15 protein-coding genes are annotated in these 17,839 nt (G+C 38.3%); 11 read left to right on the top strand and 4 right to left on the bottom strand.

Annotated features, from left to right (window positions below; all coding sequences use genetic code 11):
- The first annotated feature begins 162 nt into the window (after positions 1 to 162).
- The 4 genes from K8P03_RS03110 (at position 163) to K8P03_RS03095 (ending at position 3,538) form a co-directional block, all read left to right on the top strand.
- Positions 163 to 1,419 carry an amidohydrolase family protein gene (locus tag K8P03_RS03110; RefSeq protein WP_223418225.1) on the top strand — a complete coding sequence of 419 codons (1,257 nt, stop codon included), beginning with the start codon at positions 163 to 165 and terminating at the stop codon, positions 1,417 to 1,419.
- A 284-nt stretch (positions 1,420 to 1,703) separates the two neighbouring features.
- On the top strand, positions 1,704 to 2,081 hold the full coding sequence (locus K8P03_RS03105; protein ID WP_223418224.1) for a GntR family transcriptional regulator: 378 nt from the start codon (positions 1,704 to 1,706) through the stop codon (positions 2,079 to 2,081).
- Positions 2,074 to 2,940, top strand: a complete 867-nt coding sequence (locus K8P03_RS03100; protein ID WP_223418223.1) for an ABC transporter ATP-binding protein — start codon at positions 2,074 to 2,076, stop codon at positions 2,938 to 2,940. Before K8P03_RS03105 ends, K8P03_RS03100 begins: the two co-directional genes overlap by 8 nt.
- Positions 2,921 to 3,538 (top strand): ABC-2 transporter permease, encoded by a 618-nt coding sequence (locus tag K8P03_RS03095; protein WP_223418222.1) that lies wholly within the window; start codon positions 2,921 to 2,923, stop codon positions 3,536 to 3,538. The genes K8P03_RS03100 and K8P03_RS03095 overlap by 20 nt, the downstream gene beginning before the upstream one ends.
- Before the next feature lie 39 nt (positions 3,539 to 3,577).
- Here the strand turns inward: K8P03_RS03095 and K8P03_RS03090 are convergent, their stop codons facing one another.
- Complete coding sequence (locus K8P03_RS03090; RefSeq protein ID WP_223418221.1) at positions 3,578 to 4,003, bottom strand: DUF3021 domain-containing protein; 426 nt, start codon at positions 4,001 to 4,003, stop codon at positions 3,578 to 3,580.
- 9 nt (positions 4,004 to 4,012) lie between these two features.
- Positions 4,013 to 4,453: a LytTR family DNA-binding domain-containing protein gene (locus K8P03_RS03085; protein WP_223418219.1), complete on the bottom strand. Its 441-nt coding sequence runs from the start codon at positions 4,451 to 4,453 to the stop codon at positions 4,013 to 4,015.
- A gap of 212 nt (positions 4,454 to 4,665) precedes the next feature.
- Here K8P03_RS03085 and K8P03_RS03080 point away from each other — a divergent pair, with 212 nt between their 5' ends.
- Positions 4,666 to 6,192: an AbgT family transporter gene (locus K8P03_RS03080; protein WP_223418217.1), complete on the top strand. Its 1,527-nt coding sequence runs from the start codon at positions 4,666 to 4,668 to the stop codon at positions 6,190 to 6,192.
- A 1,139-nt stretch (positions 6,193 to 7,331) separates the two neighbouring features.
- On the opposite strand, the gene K8P03_RS03075 is transcribed toward K8P03_RS03080, so the two are convergent.
- The gene (locus K8P03_RS03075) at positions 7,332 to 9,035 is read right to left on the bottom strand and encodes a DUF2207 family protein (RefSeq protein WP_223418216.1); all 1,704 of its coding nucleotides are present in this window, start codon (positions 9,033 to 9,035) and stop codon (positions 7,332 to 7,334) included.
- A 136-nt stretch (positions 9,036 to 9,171) separates the two neighbouring features.
- On the opposite strand from K8P03_RS03075, the gene K8P03_RS03070 reads away from it, so the two are divergent.
- The 3 genes from K8P03_RS03070 (at position 9,172) to K8P03_RS03060 (ending at position 11,933) form a co-directional block, all read left to right on the top strand.
- A complete protein-coding gene (locus K8P03_RS03070) occupies positions 9,172 to 10,518 on the top strand; it encodes a TrkH family potassium uptake protein (protein ID WP_223418215.1) in 1,347 nt (448 codons plus the stop codon).
- 9 nt (positions 10,519 to 10,527) lie between these two features.
- Complete coding sequence (locus K8P03_RS03065) at positions 10,528 to 11,184, top strand: potassium channel family protein (protein ID WP_223418214.1); 657 nt, start codon at positions 10,528 to 10,530, stop codon at positions 11,182 to 11,184.
- A gap of 344 nt (positions 11,185 to 11,528) precedes the next feature.
- Positions 11,529 to 11,933, top strand: coding sequence for a DUF3842 family protein (locus tag K8P03_RS03060; RefSeq protein WP_223418213.1), 405 nt, complete (start codon positions 11,529 to 11,531; stop codon positions 11,931 to 11,933).
- A gap of 585 nt (positions 11,934 to 12,518) precedes the next feature.
- On the opposite strand, the gene K8P03_RS03055 is transcribed toward K8P03_RS03060, so the two are convergent.
- A complete protein-coding gene (locus K8P03_RS03055; protein WP_223418212.1) occupies positions 12,519 to 13,766 on the bottom strand; it encodes an AraC family transcriptional regulator in 1,248 nt (415 codons plus the stop codon).
- A gap of 270 nt (positions 13,767 to 14,036) precedes the next feature.
- Between K8P03_RS03055 and argF the strand changes: the two genes are divergently transcribed.
- The 3 genes from argF to K8P03_RS03040 all read left to right on the top strand — a co-directional run bounded on the left by argF (position 14,037) and on the right by K8P03_RS03040 (position 17,839).
- Positions 14,037 to 15,029, top strand: a complete 993-nt coding sequence (gene argF / locus K8P03_RS03050; protein WP_223418211.1) for an ornithine carbamoyltransferase — start codon at positions 14,037 to 14,039, stop codon at positions 15,027 to 15,029.
- A 139-nt stretch (positions 15,030 to 15,168) separates the two neighbouring features.
- Positions 15,169 to 16,533, top strand: a complete 1,365-nt coding sequence (locus K8P03_RS03045; RefSeq protein ID WP_223418209.1) for an alanine/glycine:cation symporter family protein — start codon at positions 15,169 to 15,171, stop codon at positions 16,531 to 16,533.
- 130 nt (positions 16,534 to 16,663) lie between these two features.
- On the top strand, positions 16,664 to 17,839 hold the full coding sequence (locus K8P03_RS03040) for a CD0519/CD1768 family membrane protein (RefSeq protein ID WP_223418207.1): 1,176 nt from the start codon (positions 16,664 to 16,666) through the stop codon (positions 17,837 to 17,839).

Raw genomic sequence — 17,839 nt, 5'->3', positions numbered from 1 at the left:
ATTTTATGAAAGAGAATTCCTCGGCGTAATTCTTACGAGAAAAGCGAGGAAGAATCATAAAATCAAGGGAAATTTAATATATTCTTACAGACAAGGGTGAGCGTTGGCTTGCCCTTTTGTGATATAATATGAGTAGAAATGTTTTTATGTATGGAGAAAATAATGAAGAAAAAATTTATAAATGCAGTAATATATGGCCACGAAGATTGTGACCAAATTTTAGTTGAAGATGGAAAATTTGTGGGTTTTGGCAAAGATTTAGGGGAAGTTGACCAAGTAATCGACCTTGAAGGTTCTCTTGTAATTCCACCTTATGTTGATAGCCATCTTCACCTTGACTATTACATGGTAGGAAAGACTGACAAGGCTAAAAACGAGTCGGGCACACTTTTTGAGGCCATTGATATTTGGAATGATTTTAAAAAGGGAACTACCAAGGAAGAAATGAAGGAAAGGATAAAAGCTGCTGTTCTTGAGTGCGCAAGCCACGGCACCCAATATATCCGTGCCCAAACTGATTGCACCGACCCAAATTTAACAGGCATAAGGGCCGCCCTTGAAGTGAGAGATGAACTTAAAGATAAGATTACAATCCAAGTCGTAGCCTTTCCTCAAAATGGTATGTATTCCTACAAGGAGGAAGGAAAAACTGGTAGAGATTTGGTAGAAGAAGCCCTAAAGCTTGGCGCTGACGTGGTTGGAGGTATTCCTCACAATGAATGGTCCTGTGAACTTGGGGAAAAATCCATCAAGGAAATTGTAAGATTGGCCATGGAATATGACAAGCTAATCGACGTCCATTGTGATGAAACAGACGATCCTATGGCACGCTTTGTGGAAGTCCTAAATGCCGAGGCCCTAATCCACGATATAGGAAAAAGGGTCACAGCAAGCCACACCTGCTCTTTTGGTTCGGCTGACAATGCCTATGCCTTTAGGATGATGGGACTTTTTAGAAAGTCAAAGATGAATTTCGTGGCCCTTCCAACAGAAAATGCCTACCTTCAAGCGAGACAGGATACCTATCCAAAACGCAGGGGCATGACCAGGGTTCGTGAATTTGTCGACAATGACATAAATGTATGCTTTGCCCAAGATTCCATAGTCGACCTTTGGTATCCAGCCGGCAATGGCAACCTCATGAATATCCTAGATAACGGCATCCACATGGCCCAGCTCATGAAGGAAGAAGATTTTGAAAAGGCTCTTGACCTTGTGACCATAAATGGGGCAAAGGCCATGAATTTGGAAAATTCTTACGGCTTAGATCTTGGAAAATCCGCCAATTTCATAGTCTTAGACGCATCTAGTCCTTATGATGCCATCAGAAATAGGGCAGAGTGCTTGGCAAGTGTGAGAAGCGGAGAATTTTTGTTTAAAAAGGCCAAAAGGACCTATGAAATAGACTTAAATTTATAGAAAACTTAAAAATTGATAAAGAAATTAGCCCCACTCGGGGCTTTTTTTGATAAAAAGTTTTTTAACAAATAGAATGCAATAATAAACATACTAAACCCAAGTCTATGGGATTCCTCTTCACTTCGTTCATCGGAATGACCTTGGATATTTTTCTAAGTCTTTAGGGTGAATTTTAGGTTTTTCTTGGGATTTCAATTTGATTTGCAAAAACAATTCATAATTATTTCCCAAAAGTCTTGACAAATTATAACTGTTAATATACACTATATACAGATGGAGGATATATGGACATAAAAATAAATTACTCGAGTAAAGATCCGATATATTTACAAATCAAAAATCAGATTAGGGATGCAATCTTAGATGACAAGCTAGATATTGACAAACCCCTGCCTTCCATAAGGCTTCTTGCCAAGGAGCTTAGGGTGAGCGTGATTACAACCAAGAGGGCCTACGACGAATTAGAAAAGGATGGATTAATCAATTCTGTTCCAGGTAAGGGAAATTTTATCAAAAGCCAGGACCCACAAATGGTCAAGGAAAAATTCATGGTTAAAATCGAAGACCATATCAAGGAAGTCATCAAGCTTGCAAGACTAGGCGATATTTCAAAAGAAGAAATCCTCGCCCTAGTTGATATATTGGAGGATACTGATGACTGATGCAATAAAAATAAAAAATCTAGGCAAATCTTTCGGCAATTTTAGGCTGGGCCCTGTCGATTTAGGGATCAAAAAGGGAACTATAACAGGTTTTATCGGCGAAAATGGGGCTGGAAAGTCTACCACTATCAAGCTTATCCTGGATGTAATTGGCAGAGATAATGGAGCGATAGAAATTTTTGACAAGGACATAAAAGACTTGTCTGTTGACGAAAAATACAGGCTTGGCTTTGTCTACGATGACCTATTTTTGCCGGGATCTATGAAAGTGAATGAAATAGAAAAATTTCACTCATTGCTCTATAAGGACCACTGGGAGAAGGGTACTTTTTATGAATTTATGGAAAATTTTGCCCTTCCTGCCAATATTCCAGTTAAGGCTTTTTCAAGAGGGATGAAAATGAAGTTGGGACTTGCCCTTGCTATGAGTCATGGGGCAGAAATCCTAATCCTTGATGAGCCTACAAGCGGCCTTGACCCGGTTGTAAGGGATGATTTTTTGGATATCCTCTTAGATTTTATCCAAGATGAGAACCACACAGTTTTGATTTCTTCTCACATTTTATCAGACCTAGAAAAAATCGCCGACTACATCGCCTTTATCCACAAGGGCCAGCTTATTTTTAACGAAGAAAAAGACGGGCTTAGCGAAAAATACGGCCTTGTTTCCCTAGGAGATGATGAATTTGAAAGCCTTGATAAAAGTGCTCTTGTAGGTGTGAGAAAACATCAATTTGGCAGGGAGTGTTTGGTAAGAAGAGTAAAAATGCCAGCTGGTTTTGACATAGAAAAACCATCAATCGAAGATATCATGGTCTATATGATAAAGGAGGCCTACAATGAAAGCCTTGATATATAAGGACTTTACAACAACAAAGACATCAATTGGGCTAATGACATTAATCATGGCAGCCATTGCCTTTGTTTTCAACAATGAGGGCCAACTAGAATTTTTCCCTCTGACCTTTATCCTACTTCCAACAATCCTTTTGGGAATCTTGTTTGGAGTCGACTCCGAAAGCCACATTGATAAGTATTTGATTTCGACAGGAATTGGCAAGGAAAAAATCGTTGGATCAAGATACGCCTTTGTTTGGATTCTTTCAATCTTTGCCCTTATCATAAGCATAATTGTTGGCTACAGAGTAAAATTGCCCCTTGCCCTTTACTGTGCAAGCGTCCTATTTTTCTCAAACTTCATAGCCTTAGTCCAACTTCCCCTCATGTATAAGTTTGGGGAAGAAAAGTCCAGGATGATATTCGTCCTATTTTACTTTATAATATTTGGAAGCTTTTCCTATTTTGGGGCAAACAAAGAGAAACTTTTAGACTTGATAAATTTTGGTGTGAGTTTGAATAAGAATATCTTGGCTCTAGGCCTTGTGATTGTAACAATTTTAATAAGCTTTCTTTCCTTTAAAATTTCTAGCAATATTTATAAGGCCAAGGAATTTTAAAAGCAAAATGGTCCCGAATTTGGGACCATTTTTACTTGCTTATAACATTTTATTGATTTGACCTATCATATTTTTTTCGTAAATGTAACAAGCGAAAGATATTAATAAATAAACACCAACAAAGAAGATAACAGAAATTGCTAGGCTTAAATTATATTCAAACCATCTTAGGTAAAGACCTGCAAAGATAAAATAGACAAGCATTGCACAAAAGTGGATGGTTTGATTTAAATAGGATGCCCTATTTTCATTTTTGAAAATTGCCCCCATTAGGACAGATACCAAACCAAAGCCACCGTAAACTAAGCATTGAATAATTTTTGCATAACCTGGAGCTTGGCTTGCCACGAAGTCAGAAACTCCAACTATATTTTCTTTAATTAGTATAGATAAAATTGCCTCGATTAAGGCTCCGATACCTACACCTGCCAAAAAACCGACTAATAAATCTTTAAAATTTTTCATAATTCCTCCTTATAGACCCAAGGCCCTCCTAAATTCTTTTAGATTTCGCCTAGAAACGTAGGCCACATCACAATTTGTAAGCTCGACTGCTATTGTTCCTGTGAAGGAAAGGTCGAGTTTTTTTACAAAATCTAGATTTACAATATCTGAACGAGAAATTCTTATAAATTTTTTCTTATCAAGCCTCTTATCCAATTCAGAAATAGTAAGCCTTGACGAAAAAGTCCCGTTTTTCGTTTTAATAAAGACGAACTTATCTTGGGCAAAAATTCTTATAATTTCTTCGTGAGAGAGGATAAAAACTTCCTTATCACGAAAGGCCACAAGCTTGTCAATCAGCCTGTCAGCCAGCAAATCCTTTATGGTTTCGACTTCCTTTGAATATTCTTTGGCGAATATTTTTACCTGGGTTTCGTCGATGGTTTGATCAATTATTATGTCAACTTTCATCCCTACCTCCTGATTCTATTATAAAGCCTAGGTCCAACTTATGCATTGATTTTCGGATAAAAGGTCAAAATTCGGCGACAAACGGTCGGGGAAGAAGGTTTTAGATGAGTTTTGGAATACTTTAGGTGAATTTAGTTGAAAAACTCGTATATTAAAAAGGTGTTATTTTTTTAAGAATATAAAAACACTATTTTAATATATAAGGAGGACTTATGTCTAAGAATAAAAATAAGGGAGGGGTTCTGGCTAAGATCGAAAGAGTCGGCAATGCCTTACCCCACCCTGCTATAATTTTTGTCATTATGATTGGAATCTTAGCCATCATTGCACAAATTTGTGCATCGGCTGGAGTTTCTGTATCATACTATGACGCCAAGGCAGAAGCGGAATCAACAATAAAGGCCATTGGACTTTTAAATGCAGAAGGCATCCGCTATATGTTTTCATCCCTAGTTGATAACTTCACATCCTTCGCACCTCTCGGTGTAGTTTTAGTTGCTATGCTTGGTGTGGGTGTGGCTGAAGATGCAGGATTTTTTGACGCTGGCCTTAAGAAGATGCTTTCAAATGTGCCACCAATGATCCTTACAGCAGCAGTTGTCTTTACAGGAATTGTTTCAAATATCGCCTCTGATGCAGGCTATGTAGTGGTAGTTCCACTTGGAGCAATGATTTTTGCGGCAGCTGATAAGCACCCAATAGCTGGTCTTGCAGCAGCCTTTGCAGGTGTATCTGGTGGATTTTCTGCCAACCTCATCTTTGGGCCAACAGATGTGCTTTTAGGTGGAATCACCAATGAAGCCCTAAGAGCGGCAAATATCGACTATACAGTATATCCTCAAGCTAACTGGTATTTCATAATCGTTTCTACCTTTGTTTTAACAATCGTAGCGACACTTGTGACAGAAAAGGTCGTAATTCCAAACCTAGGTCAGTACACAGGAGCCTATGTCCACGAAGATAAGCCACTTACAGACCTTGAGAAAAAGGGACTCAAAAATTCTTTAATTGCATTTTTAGTCTTTGCTATTGTTATGGCAATATTAATGGTGCCAGAAAATGCGATATTAAGAGAGGCAAACGCAGAGGGCAAGATGACCCTAGAAGCCTTTATGGGCAAGGGCCTAATCGCAGCAATTCTATTTATGTTCCTCATACCAGGCTATGTATTTGGAAGGACAACAGGCAAGTTTAAGAACTCAACTGACCTAATAGGAGCTATGACCAAGTCTATGGAATCAATGAGCGGATTTTTGGTACTAGCATTTTTCGCAGCCCAATTCGTGTCATTTTTCGCCTACACAAACCTCGGCACAATCCTATCTGTAAAGGGAGCTGAATTTTTGGAATCGATAAAATTAACAGGAGTACCATTAGTAATCCTCTTTATCATCCTATCAGCCTTCATCAATCTATTTATAGGATCGGCCTCAGCCAAATGGGCAATCATGGCGCCAATCTTTGTGCCAATGTTTATGAACATGGGACTTTCCCCAGAACTAAGCCAAATGGCCTACAGGATAGCAGACTCATCAACCAACATCATAAGCCCACTAATGAATTATTTCGCCATGATAGTAATTTTCATGCAAAAATACGACAAAGACAGGGGACTTGGAACCTTAATTTCAACCATGCTACCATATTCGATAGCATTTTTAATCTTCTGGACCTTGCTATTAGTTGGATGGATGATATTTAAAATTCCATTAGGACCAGGAGTGGCACTATTTGTTTAGGATCTATCCGAGATAATGGTAGTAAAAACTTTGCAGGCAAAGTTTTTGCGGTTTTCAAAATTTCTCAAGGGGCAAAGCACCGCAGTAGAAATTTATGAAAAACCTTATGTAATTTTTTCTGTAGGTTGCGACGAATAGGAGCAATCGAAAGAAAAAGATTACGTTCCTTAAGTTGTTAATCCGAGATTAACCATATCTTATAAATATTCTAGGTCATTTACATGACCCCTCCGTAAAAAAGGGGAGGCCCAAGGTTGGATTTTTTTATCCTAGATAAATTATATTTTTATCTAGGATTTTTTTATTATATCTTTAATTATTTCTTAGCCATTTACATGGCTGCTTCGTAAAAAGGGGAGCCCTAGGGAACGTTTCGCACGTTCCCTCATCGGATCCCCTTAAACCCCTTCCGTTACACCCTCCGGGCGACCCCTCGCGGGGAATAATGTGTTTGCCTATCGGCAAACGTGTTGGTATGGAGGAGTCCTTGTTTAGGAATAATATTTAGTTAACTTTTTAAAATCCCAAGCCTCCTAAAAATTGCAATCTCGTCTGACTTGTGTTTTACATTTGAAAATTAGTTCACAGTAGTTATTGTAATCTTAATTGTAATTGACTGTCAGTGTAATTTTCTTCACGGATGCTTGGGATTTTAAAATACTTGGTCTTAAGTTTTCCACTCTTTGCTTGAGAATGCAAAGCTCATATAGCAAAGTTTGGCGAAGCCAAACGAGCCTGGCAAGTTCTGGAACTTCGAGACCAATCCACCCCTTTATCGGGCAAAGATTTCTAATCAAGGGTTGCGTAAAGAAAATCGCTTGTTTGAGCGTAAGCGAGTTTGCGATTTTTAGCAACCCGACGATTAGAAATCTCTATGGAAAACCGACAACTAATACAGGGAAGTTCTCCATACTAAAAAAAGCTTGCCGAAAAGGCAAGCTTCCTTATTTGCCCTCCGCTAAGGAGCCGCTTGTGGGGTGTAACGGAGAGGGGGTTTAAGGGGGAGGACGATGAGGATCCATGCGGAAGGGTCCTTGGGCCTCCCCCTTTTTACGGAGTGGTCATGTCAATGACCTTAACTTACACAAGATAAAGATATTTTATAAAAATAAGAACAAATAACTTATCTTGGATAAGATTTACCTTCCTCCTCCTCCTCCACCACCAAAGGATCCGCCGCCTCCTCCAACGGAAGTTTGACCTCCAAATCCTGCATTTGAAAATCCTGTAGCATTGGCATAGGATTGGTTGATGGATTTTGAGTAGGATCCTGCGTTTGTGTAAAAGTATGGGTGGTAGATGAAGTATGGTTCCTCTTTGTAGTTTTCGTCTACAAAGCTTTGGAAATTGCTATCCACATTCAAAAGTATAGAGTAGAGGAGATAGTCTTTCCAATTTTTAATCTCTTCTGGGGCTTTTGTGCCGACTTCGGCATAGTCTCTTAAGTATGACTTAAAGCCCAAAATATTTTCATATAGTTTAAGCCCCGTATCTGTAATCCTTAGTTCCTTGCCGGTTTTTCTTGAATTTAAGAAGGTCTTTTCGTATTCGTAGTCTTCGATGTATCCAGCATTTTTCAAGGCTTCTATAGACTTATCTTCAAGGTCGTCATAGATATTATCTATATCATCCTTCTTGGCTTTTAAATATTTTGAAAAGTCGTAGTCAGTGAGTCTCTCGCCATTTTTTCTAAGACTCGCCTTATAAAGCATTTCAAAAATACTTTTTTCTATATTACCCATGTCTTCTGGTTTTGATAGGATTTTTATGGCCTGAGATTCCAAAAAGCCTGGCTCGCCATCACCTAGGTCAATATGGCCTTCCATGGCCCATTTCAATATGAAGACATTCATATAAGCTGTTCCAAGGTCGCCGCCTATGATTGGGATTTGTTTTATTAGGTAGGCGAGATTTTCTATATGGCCCTCGTAAGGAAGGCCCCTGTAATACTTATCTTTGAAATCTTTTGGATGTGGGAGGTCTTTGGCGTTGGCTAGGGCTTTTTTGTCAAATGTTAGGGCCCCTGCTCTGATTAATGAAAATATTATAATAAGACCCACTCCTATTCCTGTTCCTATCAAGGCCTTGGCCCAGATTGGTAAAGGAATTTTATAGGCGGTTCCTTCATTTTCTTCCCATTTTGACCCCTTGACTGCCTGGTTGGCGTAGTCGGCGAAATTTTTATCTTCCCTGTAGGAAGTGGCAAAAGTTCCCTTTGGGAATTTCACCATGACTGTTGTATATGATATGTCTCCAGTTGATTCTAGGATGATTTGACCATTTTCTTCGTGGATAGCACCCCTAAGGCCAAAGGCCCAAAACTTTATATCTGAAAATGGTTTATAGCCCGTAATTTTGATATTTACTTTCTCAGGCTCAGGGTCAAAATTATCTCCGACAAAGGTGAAAAACACCATGTCTGAATCCTTTAATCCGATTGCTAGAGGATTTATTTTGTATTTTAGCTTATAGGTATTGTCAGCATAATTTGAAATGCCCCAACAAAGCTCGACTTCGTCCTCGCCCCTTGTGATGACGCCGGACTTGTAGGCCTTTTCGTCAAAATCTAGGTCTGTATCCCAAGGATCCCTATTTTCGAAGGTTTTGCCAAAGGCCTCTAGGCTAAAGTCTTCGATTTTTAGTCCTCTTAGGTTATTTATGGTCTTGTATCTTTCTGTATAATCTTCGTTGGTTTCGTTGATTTTCCAAACCTCTTCAATGGAGCCGATGCCTTTTTCATCTATATTTGCCTCTATTGATATTTCCCTAAATTCGTCAGCGTGGGCGCTTTGTGGGATAAAAATCCCCAAAATAATTGCTAGTGTTATAAAAATTTTTTTCATAAATCCTCCTTAAAAATATTATACAAGAAAAAACTTCTTTCCATAGTTTTCATTCTAAGAATAAGTTTACAATCCCTTTGACCAATAGGATTTGAGGGGTAAAATTGCTCTACAGGCAAGAATTTTAGGAGCTATTATGAACAGAAACTTTATCAATAAATTATACGATAAGATTAGCCTTAACCCGCCAATGGTCTTGAGTCTGGGTTTTGCTATCCTTATTACTGCGGGCGGTTTACTTTTATCCCTCCCATTTTTCACCAAATCTGGCCAGGCGACACCCTTGGTCGACTCTTTATTTGTAGCGGCAAGTGCCTCTTGTGTAACAGGCCTTACTCCCGTTAACACTCTTGAACATTGGAACACCTACGGCCACATTTTAATCATTATCCTAATCCAAATAGGGGGACTGGGGGTCATGAGTTTGGCCTCAATTATTCCTTTGATTTTGGGTAAGAAAATCGGAATGAAGTCCAGGCAAATCTTAAAGGAACAGCTAAATGTCGAAAGCCTTGAAGGCATGATTGTCCTTTTTAAATACGTTTTGGCCTTCACTTTTGGGACAGAAGTTCTAGGAGCAATCCTCCTTTCCATAAAATTTGTGCCCTTGTATGGGGCTGGCAAAGGCGTCTGGTATGCGGTATTTCATTCAATCTCAGCCTTTTGTAATGCGGGTTTTGATATTTTGGGAGATTCCATTTTCCCATTTAGGGACGATTTATTAATTAACCTCACCCTTTGTGCCCTTGTAATAGTCGGTGGTTTGGGTTTTGTGGTGACAAGTGAACTTTTTAGACGTAGATCATTTAAGAAATTATCAACCCACTCCAAATTGGTCCTTATGGTAACAGCTATCCTTTTGGTATTAGGAACTGTCATGTTTCTATTTTTGGAAAACGAAGACGGGGTCCTTCAATACGAGACCTTGAAAGGGTCAATCCTTGAATCCTTCTTCCAATCAGTTGTGGCAAGGACTGCTGGTTTTTATTCGGTAGACCTATCCAAGATTAAGGATTCGACAGCCCTTATGCTCATGGGACTAATGTTTGTGGGAGGTTCTCCAGGATCAACCGCAGGTGGTATCAAGACAACAACCCTAGGCGTTCTCGTTTTATCAACCCACGCAGTTGTTAGGGGCGAAAGCGAACCGGTAGTTTTTGGCAGACATATTGGAACAGAGACCGTAAGAAAGGCCCTTGCAATATTCTTGGTTTCTATAGTCATTATCCTTTCTGTAAGCTTCATGCTCACCATTACAGAAAGTGCGCCCCTTGTAGATATTTTGTATGAAACAGTATCAGCCCTAGCCACAGTCGGGGCAAGCAAAGGAATTACACCACATTTAACAGATGCAGGCAAAAATTTAATTACCTTGTGTATGTATTTGGGCCGTATCGGTCCAATGACCATGGCCTTTGCCTTTGGCATGAAGGCTAAAAAGAGCCTAATTAGGTATCCAGAGAGTTTTATAAGTATAGGTTAAGGAGAAAATATGAAAGAAAAAAACGTACTAGTATTGGGTTTGGGCAGGTTTGGATCGGCACTTGCCAAAAAATTATTTGAAAAAGGCGTGGAAGTCATGGCCGTTGATAGGGACTATACCAAGGTCCAAAGGATGGCCGACCAAGTGACCTATGCCGCTCAGGCTGATATGACTGACGAAGAAGCTATGAAGGATTTGGGCATCAAAAACTTTGACATAGCAGTAATTGCAACAGGGTCGAATATCGAAGCATCTATTGAGGCTACCTTGCTATGCAAGGATGCAGGGATTACTACAGTAATTGCCAAGGCTACAACAGCCACCCACGAGAGAATTTTAGAAAAAATCGGGGCTGACAAGATAATTTTCCCAGAACTCGACAGTGGTGAGAGACTTGCCAGGGTGATTTCAGGATCAAACCTCCTAGAATTTATAGAATTTTCTAACGAATTCTCTCTTGCAGAAGTCAGAGTCCACCAGGCTTGGATAGGCAAGGACCTTAAGGATTTGGATTTCAGAAACAAATACAACTTAAATGTGGTTGCCTTTGAAAGAAGTGGGAGCACAATTATAAACCCAGGTCCACACACAAAAATCGAGAAAAATGACCTAATTGTTTTGCTGGGCAAAAAAGAAGATGTAGAAAAAGTTTCTAACGAAAAATAAGTTAAAAAGAAAGGGAAAACGACAGGAAAACAATCAAATGTTGAAAAACACTAATTAATAAAAAAGCCTGAAAAAGTTTGCATAAGTTGAAATTTATGTTATAATATAAACAGCTATCAAATAGCTAGGTTTTTCATTATTAATTCCTTATAGTTTTCCCTTTTGAAAACTAGGACTAACTTATTCTTTTCTATTGGGAAGGGGCCTTGTTGGCCCTTTTCTTATGCGAAAAATCATGAAAAGGACAAAACTTGTTTAAAATTTTGCCTTAAATTTATTTCTTCTTTAAAAGTTTAAAAAATAAGGAATTTATGTTATAATAATATCAATAGAATAGAGGTTATATGAAAGTATTAGTAATTGATGCCCAGGGCGGAGGTCTTGGCAAACAGCTTGTTAGCTCCATTAGAGAAAACCATAAAGATTTAGACGTCACCTGTGTAGGGACAAATTCCCATGCCGCAAGTGCTATGTTAAAGGCAGGAGCCACTCGCGCAGCCACAGGAGAAAATGCACTAATCTACAATGCTCAACTGGCAGATATAATCATAGGCCCAATTGGCATCCTACTTACAAACTCAATGTGTGGGGAAATTACCGGCAAAATGGCAGAAGCCGTTTCCACATCAAGGGCAAAAAGAATTTTGATCCCCTTCCTCCACGATGATAATGTTATTGTAGGTGTGAGCGATTATTCTATGAAAAAATTAATAAGTCTAGCTCTAGAAGAGCTCGAAAAAAATATATAGCTTTTATCTGTGGCCTACAAGAAAGTAATGCCAGACGGCAAAGCCGTTATTATCAGAAGATGAAAGTTTAATTTACATTTATACTATGAAGGTATAGAAAAATCCCCCAGGGATATTTCTATACTTTTTTTATTTTACAAAGCTTAATTTAATACAAATAAGTTAGAAAATGAATAAACTGGGAATGGCAATTAGGAAAAAGTAAAATAAAGTCTCAAATTTCTAAAAAGCCCTCCTAGGATCCTATAGATATGCCTTGTGGATGAGCAAGGCGGCTGGTTTCTACACATTTTCCAAAATAGACGATTAAAGGTCTTAGAAAAAGTCGTCTCACCTCTTCAGTAAGGAAAATAAAAAGAAACCATATAAAAAAATAAAACCACATAGCCTTTCTTTCTGTCTATAATAATTAGGGGCCTTGAGGATTTAAAGTATATTTCCTTTCTTCTCTCAATCCTCAAAGTGGTTTTATTCCTTTCTTCTCTGGGCGGGGAACTTGGACTCTCACATATTTTAGTCCTTTCTTCCTTGCCCAAACAAACAAAAGTGGGATCAATCTCCCACTTTTTATATATTAAAAATTATTTATTTTGGCAAATCTGCCAAATGACCCGACCTAAATTCTGATGGGGTCATGCCCAGGTGTTTTAAAAAGTTTCTCAAAAGGGTCTTTGGTGAATTGTAACCAACACCTATGGCTATGTCTGTGATTGGTTCGTCAGTGTTGACTAAGAGATCACAAGCAGCATGAACCCTTACTTGGTGGAGGTATGAATAGAAGTTTTGTTCCATAAAATAAACGAAAATCTTGTTGATATTTCTAGGTGTGATGTCAAATTTTTTGGAAACTTCCATTATATCAATGTCTTCTGCATAGTTTTCATTTACAAAGTCAATTAGTTTTAAATCTTCAGGCTTAAAAGTGAAAGACTCCTTGCCTTCAAGTAGCTGGTTAAGTCGTCTAAAATCTTTGGTAGAAATGGCTTGCTTGGACTGGAATACCTTGGAAAGTTGGGCAGGATCTGAATAATGAACTGCATTTGCAATCTCCTTTAGGGTCATATCTGTGTGGCTTAAAAGGAATTTTGCCTTATAAATCCTAATCTCATGGAGTATATCAAGAAAACCAAGCCCGGTCACATCTTTGATGTATTGGCTAATGGCCGATTCTGACATGAGAAAAATTTTTGATAAGACTTCAAGACTTATATCCTTGGATGAGTTTAAAAACATGTACATAAAGATGTTTTCAGGTCTTGCGGCGATTGATTCGCCAAAGGTGTCATCGTCGTTTATATATCTCATGAAGATTATCAAAAGTTCACTAATCTTGCACATAAGATAGATTGTTGAGAATTTTTTCTTGGTGTGGATGATTAGGTTTAGGGAATGGACCCCCACTTCTTTTCTTATATCCTCAAAGATTTCCTCGATTTTATCGCAGGCTTCGAGGTCGTAAAGAGCTGATTCGCTCGAATAGAGACACTTAATAAAGTCAACATCTTCTTTGTTTAGATTTAGCTGGCTTTTAGTGTAAATGTTTATCAAATTAAAGTTGTAAACTAAAAGGTAGTAGGAAATATTCTTTTCTACTTCGATTATTTCTGAAGTTTGCCAAGGAAGGATAGAGATAACTGCGCCGGGCGCCATTTTATAGACCTTATCTTGGATTTTAATCTTGCCTTCTCCTTCTAGTATGTACAAAAATCTACTGTGCTTGTGCATAAGGGGCAGGGTCTTTCCATTATCTGACTGGATGTCAAAACTAATGAGGTTTGACTCGGTCATAGATGAGGAAAACGAATCCTGCAAGGTTATATATTTTTTGCCCATAAAAGAAAGCCTCCTTATATTATGGTATTTTTTCTTTTTTTATTTTCAAGATTTTTTGCGATTTTTTTATAATATTTTTACAAAAAACGTTTGCTTCTTCTCGAATTGCCAAAAAAATCAATCAAAGTGGTCTTTTTGACGATTTTTAAATTTCTGACAAAAAAATTCGACATTTTTGTCCGAACTCGATTTTAAAATTGTGATATTATATAAATGTGAAATCGTTACTAAAATCTATTGGTAACAAATAATAATAAAGGAGAGATTATTATGGCAAAGAATTTTAGAGGAAAATCATTCTTAAAATTAATGGATTTTTCAACAGAGGACATCAGATACTTATTAGATTTATCTAAAAACTTCAAGGACATGAAGAGAGCTGGTATCCCACACAGATATCTTGAAGGCAAAAACATTGCTATCATATTCGAAAAAACATCTACAAGAACAAGATGTTCATTTGAAGTAGCTGGTTATGACCTAGGTATGGGAGTAACATATCTTGATCCAACAGGATCTCAAATGGGCCACAAAGAATCTGTAGCTGATACTGCTAGAGTTCTTGGAAGAATGTATGATGGTATCGAATTTAGAGGATTCAAACAAGAACACGTTGAAGACCTTGCTAAATACTCTGGTGTTCCAGTATGGAATGGTCTAACAGACCAATGGCACCCAACACAAATGCTAGCTGATATGCTAACAATTGAAGAACATTTTGGACGTCTAAAAGGTCTAAAATTTGTATACTTTGGTGATGCTAGAAACAACATGGCAAACTCTTTAATGGTAGTTTGTGCTAAACTTGGTGTTGACTTTGTAGCATGTGCTCCAAAAGAATTATTCCCAGAAGAATGGCTAGTTAAAGAATGCGAAAAAATCGCAGCAGAAAACTTCTCAACAGTTACACTTACAGAAGATGTAGAACAAGCAAGCAAAGACGCTAACGTAATCTACACAGACGTTTGGGTATCTATGGGTGAACCAAAAGAAGAATGGGAAAAGAGAATTAAGATTCTTAAACCATACCAAGTAACAAAAGAAGTTATGGCTAACGCAGACAAAGAAGCTATCTTCCTACACTGCCTACCATCATTCCACGATAAAGAAACAAAAGTTGGACAAGAAATATTTGAAAAATATGGTATGGAATCAATAGAAGTAACAGACGAAGTATTTGAAAGCGCACAATCATTAGTATTTGAAGAAGCAGAAAACAGAATGCATACAATCAAAGCAGTTATGTATGCAACACTTTGCTAGTTTTTAGACGAAACTAGATTATAAAAAAAATACAAGGATGGGGCTGGCCTTAGGAAGTAAACTTAGATTCTTGAAAATCTTCATTAGTCTAAGAGGAAACCTTTTGGCCAAGGCTCCATAAAATTAAAAAGGAATTATTATGCAAGCAATATTAGATATGATATCAAAACTTACAGGTTGGTTCTGGGGATGGCCTATCCTTATAGTATTACTAGGCGGCGGTCTTTTAATATCATTTAGAATGGGATTTGTACAACTTAGATACTTGCCATTTATTATTAAGCAAACGTTTGGAAAAATGTTTGCATCAGATGTTGGCGGCGAAGGTTCAGTTTCACCATTCCAAGCAGCATCAGCAGCCCTTGCTTCATCAATAGGTGCAGCAAATATCGTAGTTGCTCCATCAATTATATTTACAGCAGGTCCAGGAGCAGTATTCTGGATGTGGATAGCAGCTATTATCGGTCAAGGAACAAAATTTGCAGAAATCGTATTAGGTATTAAATACCGTGAGAAAAACGTAGATGGCGAGTTCGTAGGTGGACCAGCTTATACATTCAAAAAAGGTATTGGCGGTACAGCAGGTAAAATCATGGGATTCTTAGTATCATTTTTCTTCATGCTTGAAATCCTACCATCAATCACTCTACAAACAATCTCAGCAGTAGGCCCACTTGAACAATTAGGACTTAGCCGTTTAGTAGGAGCTGTAGTAATTACACTCTTAGTAGTACTCGTAGCTTACGGCGGAATCAAGAGAATCGCTCAAGTAACAGAAAAAATGGTACCATTCATGGCAGCCCTATACATCATCATGGGTCTTGTAGTTATAATCATGCACGCTAATCAAATACCAGCAGCTTTCAAAGCAATCTTTGTTGGCGCATTTAACCCAAGAGCAGTAGGTGGCGGTATCGCAGGAGCAGGTATCTCAGCACTTATCAAAGCCGGTGCAGCTAGAGGATGCTACTCTAACGAAGCTGGTATGGGTTCAGCTCCATACGCACACGCTACAGCAGTTACAGACCATCCATGCCGTCAAGGTATGTGGGGCGTATTCGAAGTAATCGCTGATACAGTTATAGTTTGTACAATCTCTGCCCTAGTTGTTTTAACAACAGGTCTATGGCAAAACCCAGACATGAAAGATATCGGAGTTGAAAGAGCGTTCAACACAGCTTTCGGTCAAATCGGTACAGCTGTTATAGCTCTTTCCCTATTCCTATTTGTACTTTCTACAATCGTAGTAATCGTATTCTACGCTGAAAAACAAGGTGAATACCTATTTGGTACAACAGTAGGTAAAATAGTAAGATTTATAGCATGTGCTATGATCCTTCTTGGTGGATTCGTATCATTTGATAACGCAGGTGTATTCCTTGATGCGACCCTAGGATTAGTAGTATTTACCAACATGGTTGGTATGATTCTTCTAAGTGGTGAAATTAGAGAACTTGTTGATGAATTCTTCAATGACCCTAAATTCTACCCAGGAGCTAAGTAAAATAATAAATTAAACTAAAGTTTAATTAACAGGTGCATAAAACTAAAAATGTCCGATTCTTTCGGATATTTTTAGTTAAGGCATTTGAAAAAAATATAAATTCAAGATTTATCTTGTTAAGGATGATTTAATGGAAGAATTAGATGAAATAAGAGACGAATTAAAAATGGACAAAACCATAAAGAAAGATGTTGGCCCAGAGGTATTTATATTTCTGATAGCCTTCTTAGGCCTCTTTATCTATATGGGTTCTATAATGGGCGGGACAAACATGATCAAAACCATGATGCTTACATCATATGATCTTTTGATGAATGTCTGCCTATATTTGATGGCCGTTGCAGTTTTAGCAGGTGGTATATCTGCTATATTTTCAGAATTTGGCGTTATTGCCTTAGTAAACAGGCTTGTTTCAAAGATAATGAAGCCTATATACGACCTACCAGGTGCATCTTCTCTTGGTATGCTAAATTGTTTTATGTCTGATAACCCAGCCATATTAACACTTGCAGCTGATGATAACTTTAGAAAATATTTCAAAAAATATCAGATGCCAGCCTTAACCAACCTAGGAACTTCCTTTGGTATGGGACTTATCACAGTTACATCTATGATGGCCTTACCAGTTGACAATGCTATGAAGGGCGCCCTTGTCGGACTCCTTGGTGCTGTAGTTGGTTCTATCATATCAGTTAGACTTATGATTTCTAGGACCAAAAAGTATTACGGCACAGAAGAAATGGTTGAAACCAAGGGAGCAGCAAACGTACCAGATGGCTATAGAAAAGTCAGAGAAGGATCAGCAGGAGCTAGGTTTATAACAGCCTTCCTAGACGGTGGTAAGGTCGGAGTAGACATGGGTGTTGCAATAATCCCAGGTGTTTGCCTCATTTGTACCCTAGTAGTTATGCTTACAAATGGCGCAGGCCCAAATGGTTATACAGGCGAAGCCAACCAAGGTATTGCAATCCTACCAATGATAGGCGAAAAACTTGCCTTCCTCATCAACCCACTATTTGGTTTTAATTCACCAGAAGCCATAGCTGTGCCAATTACAGCCCTAGGTTCTGCAGGAGCAGCCATTGGTGTTGTAGCAGATATGTCTGGAAGAGGCGTTGTAACAGCAAACGACATAGCAGTATTTACATCAATTTGTATGTGCTGGTCAGGCTATTTATCAACCCACATAGCCATGATGGATGCCCTAGAGACTAAAGAAATGACAGGTAATGCAATATTGTGCCATACTATAGGAGGACTCGGAGCAGGTATAGCTGCCCATCTTATATTTATGGTGATAGGATAG

This window comes from Anaerococcus murdochii (assembly GCF_019957155.1).
Lineage (GTDB): Bacteria > Bacillota > Clostridia > Tissierellales > Peptoniphilaceae > Anaerococcus > Anaerococcus murdochii.
Note: the sequence above shows the minus strand (reverse complement) of the source record. Positions and strands in the feature narration are given on the sequence as shown.

Coding starts and splice junctions, on each gene's coding strand:
- argF (WP_223418211.1), top strand. CDS start 14,037: ATGGCAAAGAATTTTAGAGGAAAATCATTCTTAAAATTAATGGATTTT.
- K8P03_RS03080 (WP_223418217.1), top strand. CDS start 4,666: ATGTCTAAGAATAAAAATAAGGGAGGGGTTCTGGCTAAGATCGAAAGA.
- K8P03_RS03110 (WP_223418225.1), top strand. CDS start 163: ATGAAGAAAAAATTTATAAATGCAGTAATATATGGCCACGAAGATTGT.
- K8P03_RS03055 (WP_223418212.1), bottom strand. CDS start 13,766: ATGGGCAAAAAATATATAACCTTGCAGGATTCGTTTTCCTCATCTATG.
- K8P03_RS03075 (WP_223418216.1), bottom strand. CDS start 9,035: ATGAAAAAAATTTTTATAACACTAGCAATTATTTTGGGGATTTTTATC.
- K8P03_RS03085 (WP_223418219.1), bottom strand. CDS start 4,453: ATGAAAGTTGACATAATAATTGATCAAACCATCGACGAAACCCAGGTA.
- K8P03_RS03070 (WP_223418215.1), top strand. CDS start 9,172: ATGAACAGAAACTTTATCAATAAATTATACGATAAGATTAGCCTTAAC.
- K8P03_RS03095 (WP_223418222.1), top strand. CDS start 2,921: ATGAAAGCCTTGATATATAAGGACTTTACAACAACAAAGACATCAATT.
- K8P03_RS03100 (WP_223418223.1), top strand. CDS start 2,074: ATGACTGATGCAATAAAAATAAAAAATCTAGGCAAATCTTTCGGCAAT.
- K8P03_RS03090 (WP_223418221.1), bottom strand. CDS start 4,003: ATGAAAAATTTTAAAGATTTATTAGTCGGTTTTTTGGCAGGTGTAGGT.
- K8P03_RS03065 (WP_223418214.1), top strand. CDS start 10,528: ATGAAAGAAAAAAACGTACTAGTATTGGGTTTGGGCAGGTTTGGATCG.
- K8P03_RS03040 (WP_223418207.1), top strand. CDS start 16,664: ATGGAAGAATTAGATGAAATAAGAGACGAATTAAAAATGGACAAAACC.
- K8P03_RS03045 (WP_223418209.1), top strand. CDS start 15,169: ATGCAAGCAATATTAGATATGATATCAAAACTTACAGGTTGGTTCTGG.
- K8P03_RS03060 (WP_223418213.1), top strand. CDS start 11,529: ATGAAAGTATTAGTAATTGATGCCCAGGGCGGAGGTCTTGGCAAACAG.
- K8P03_RS03105 (WP_223418224.1), top strand. CDS start 1,704: ATGGACATAAAAATAAATTACTCGAGTAAAGATCCGATATATTTACAA.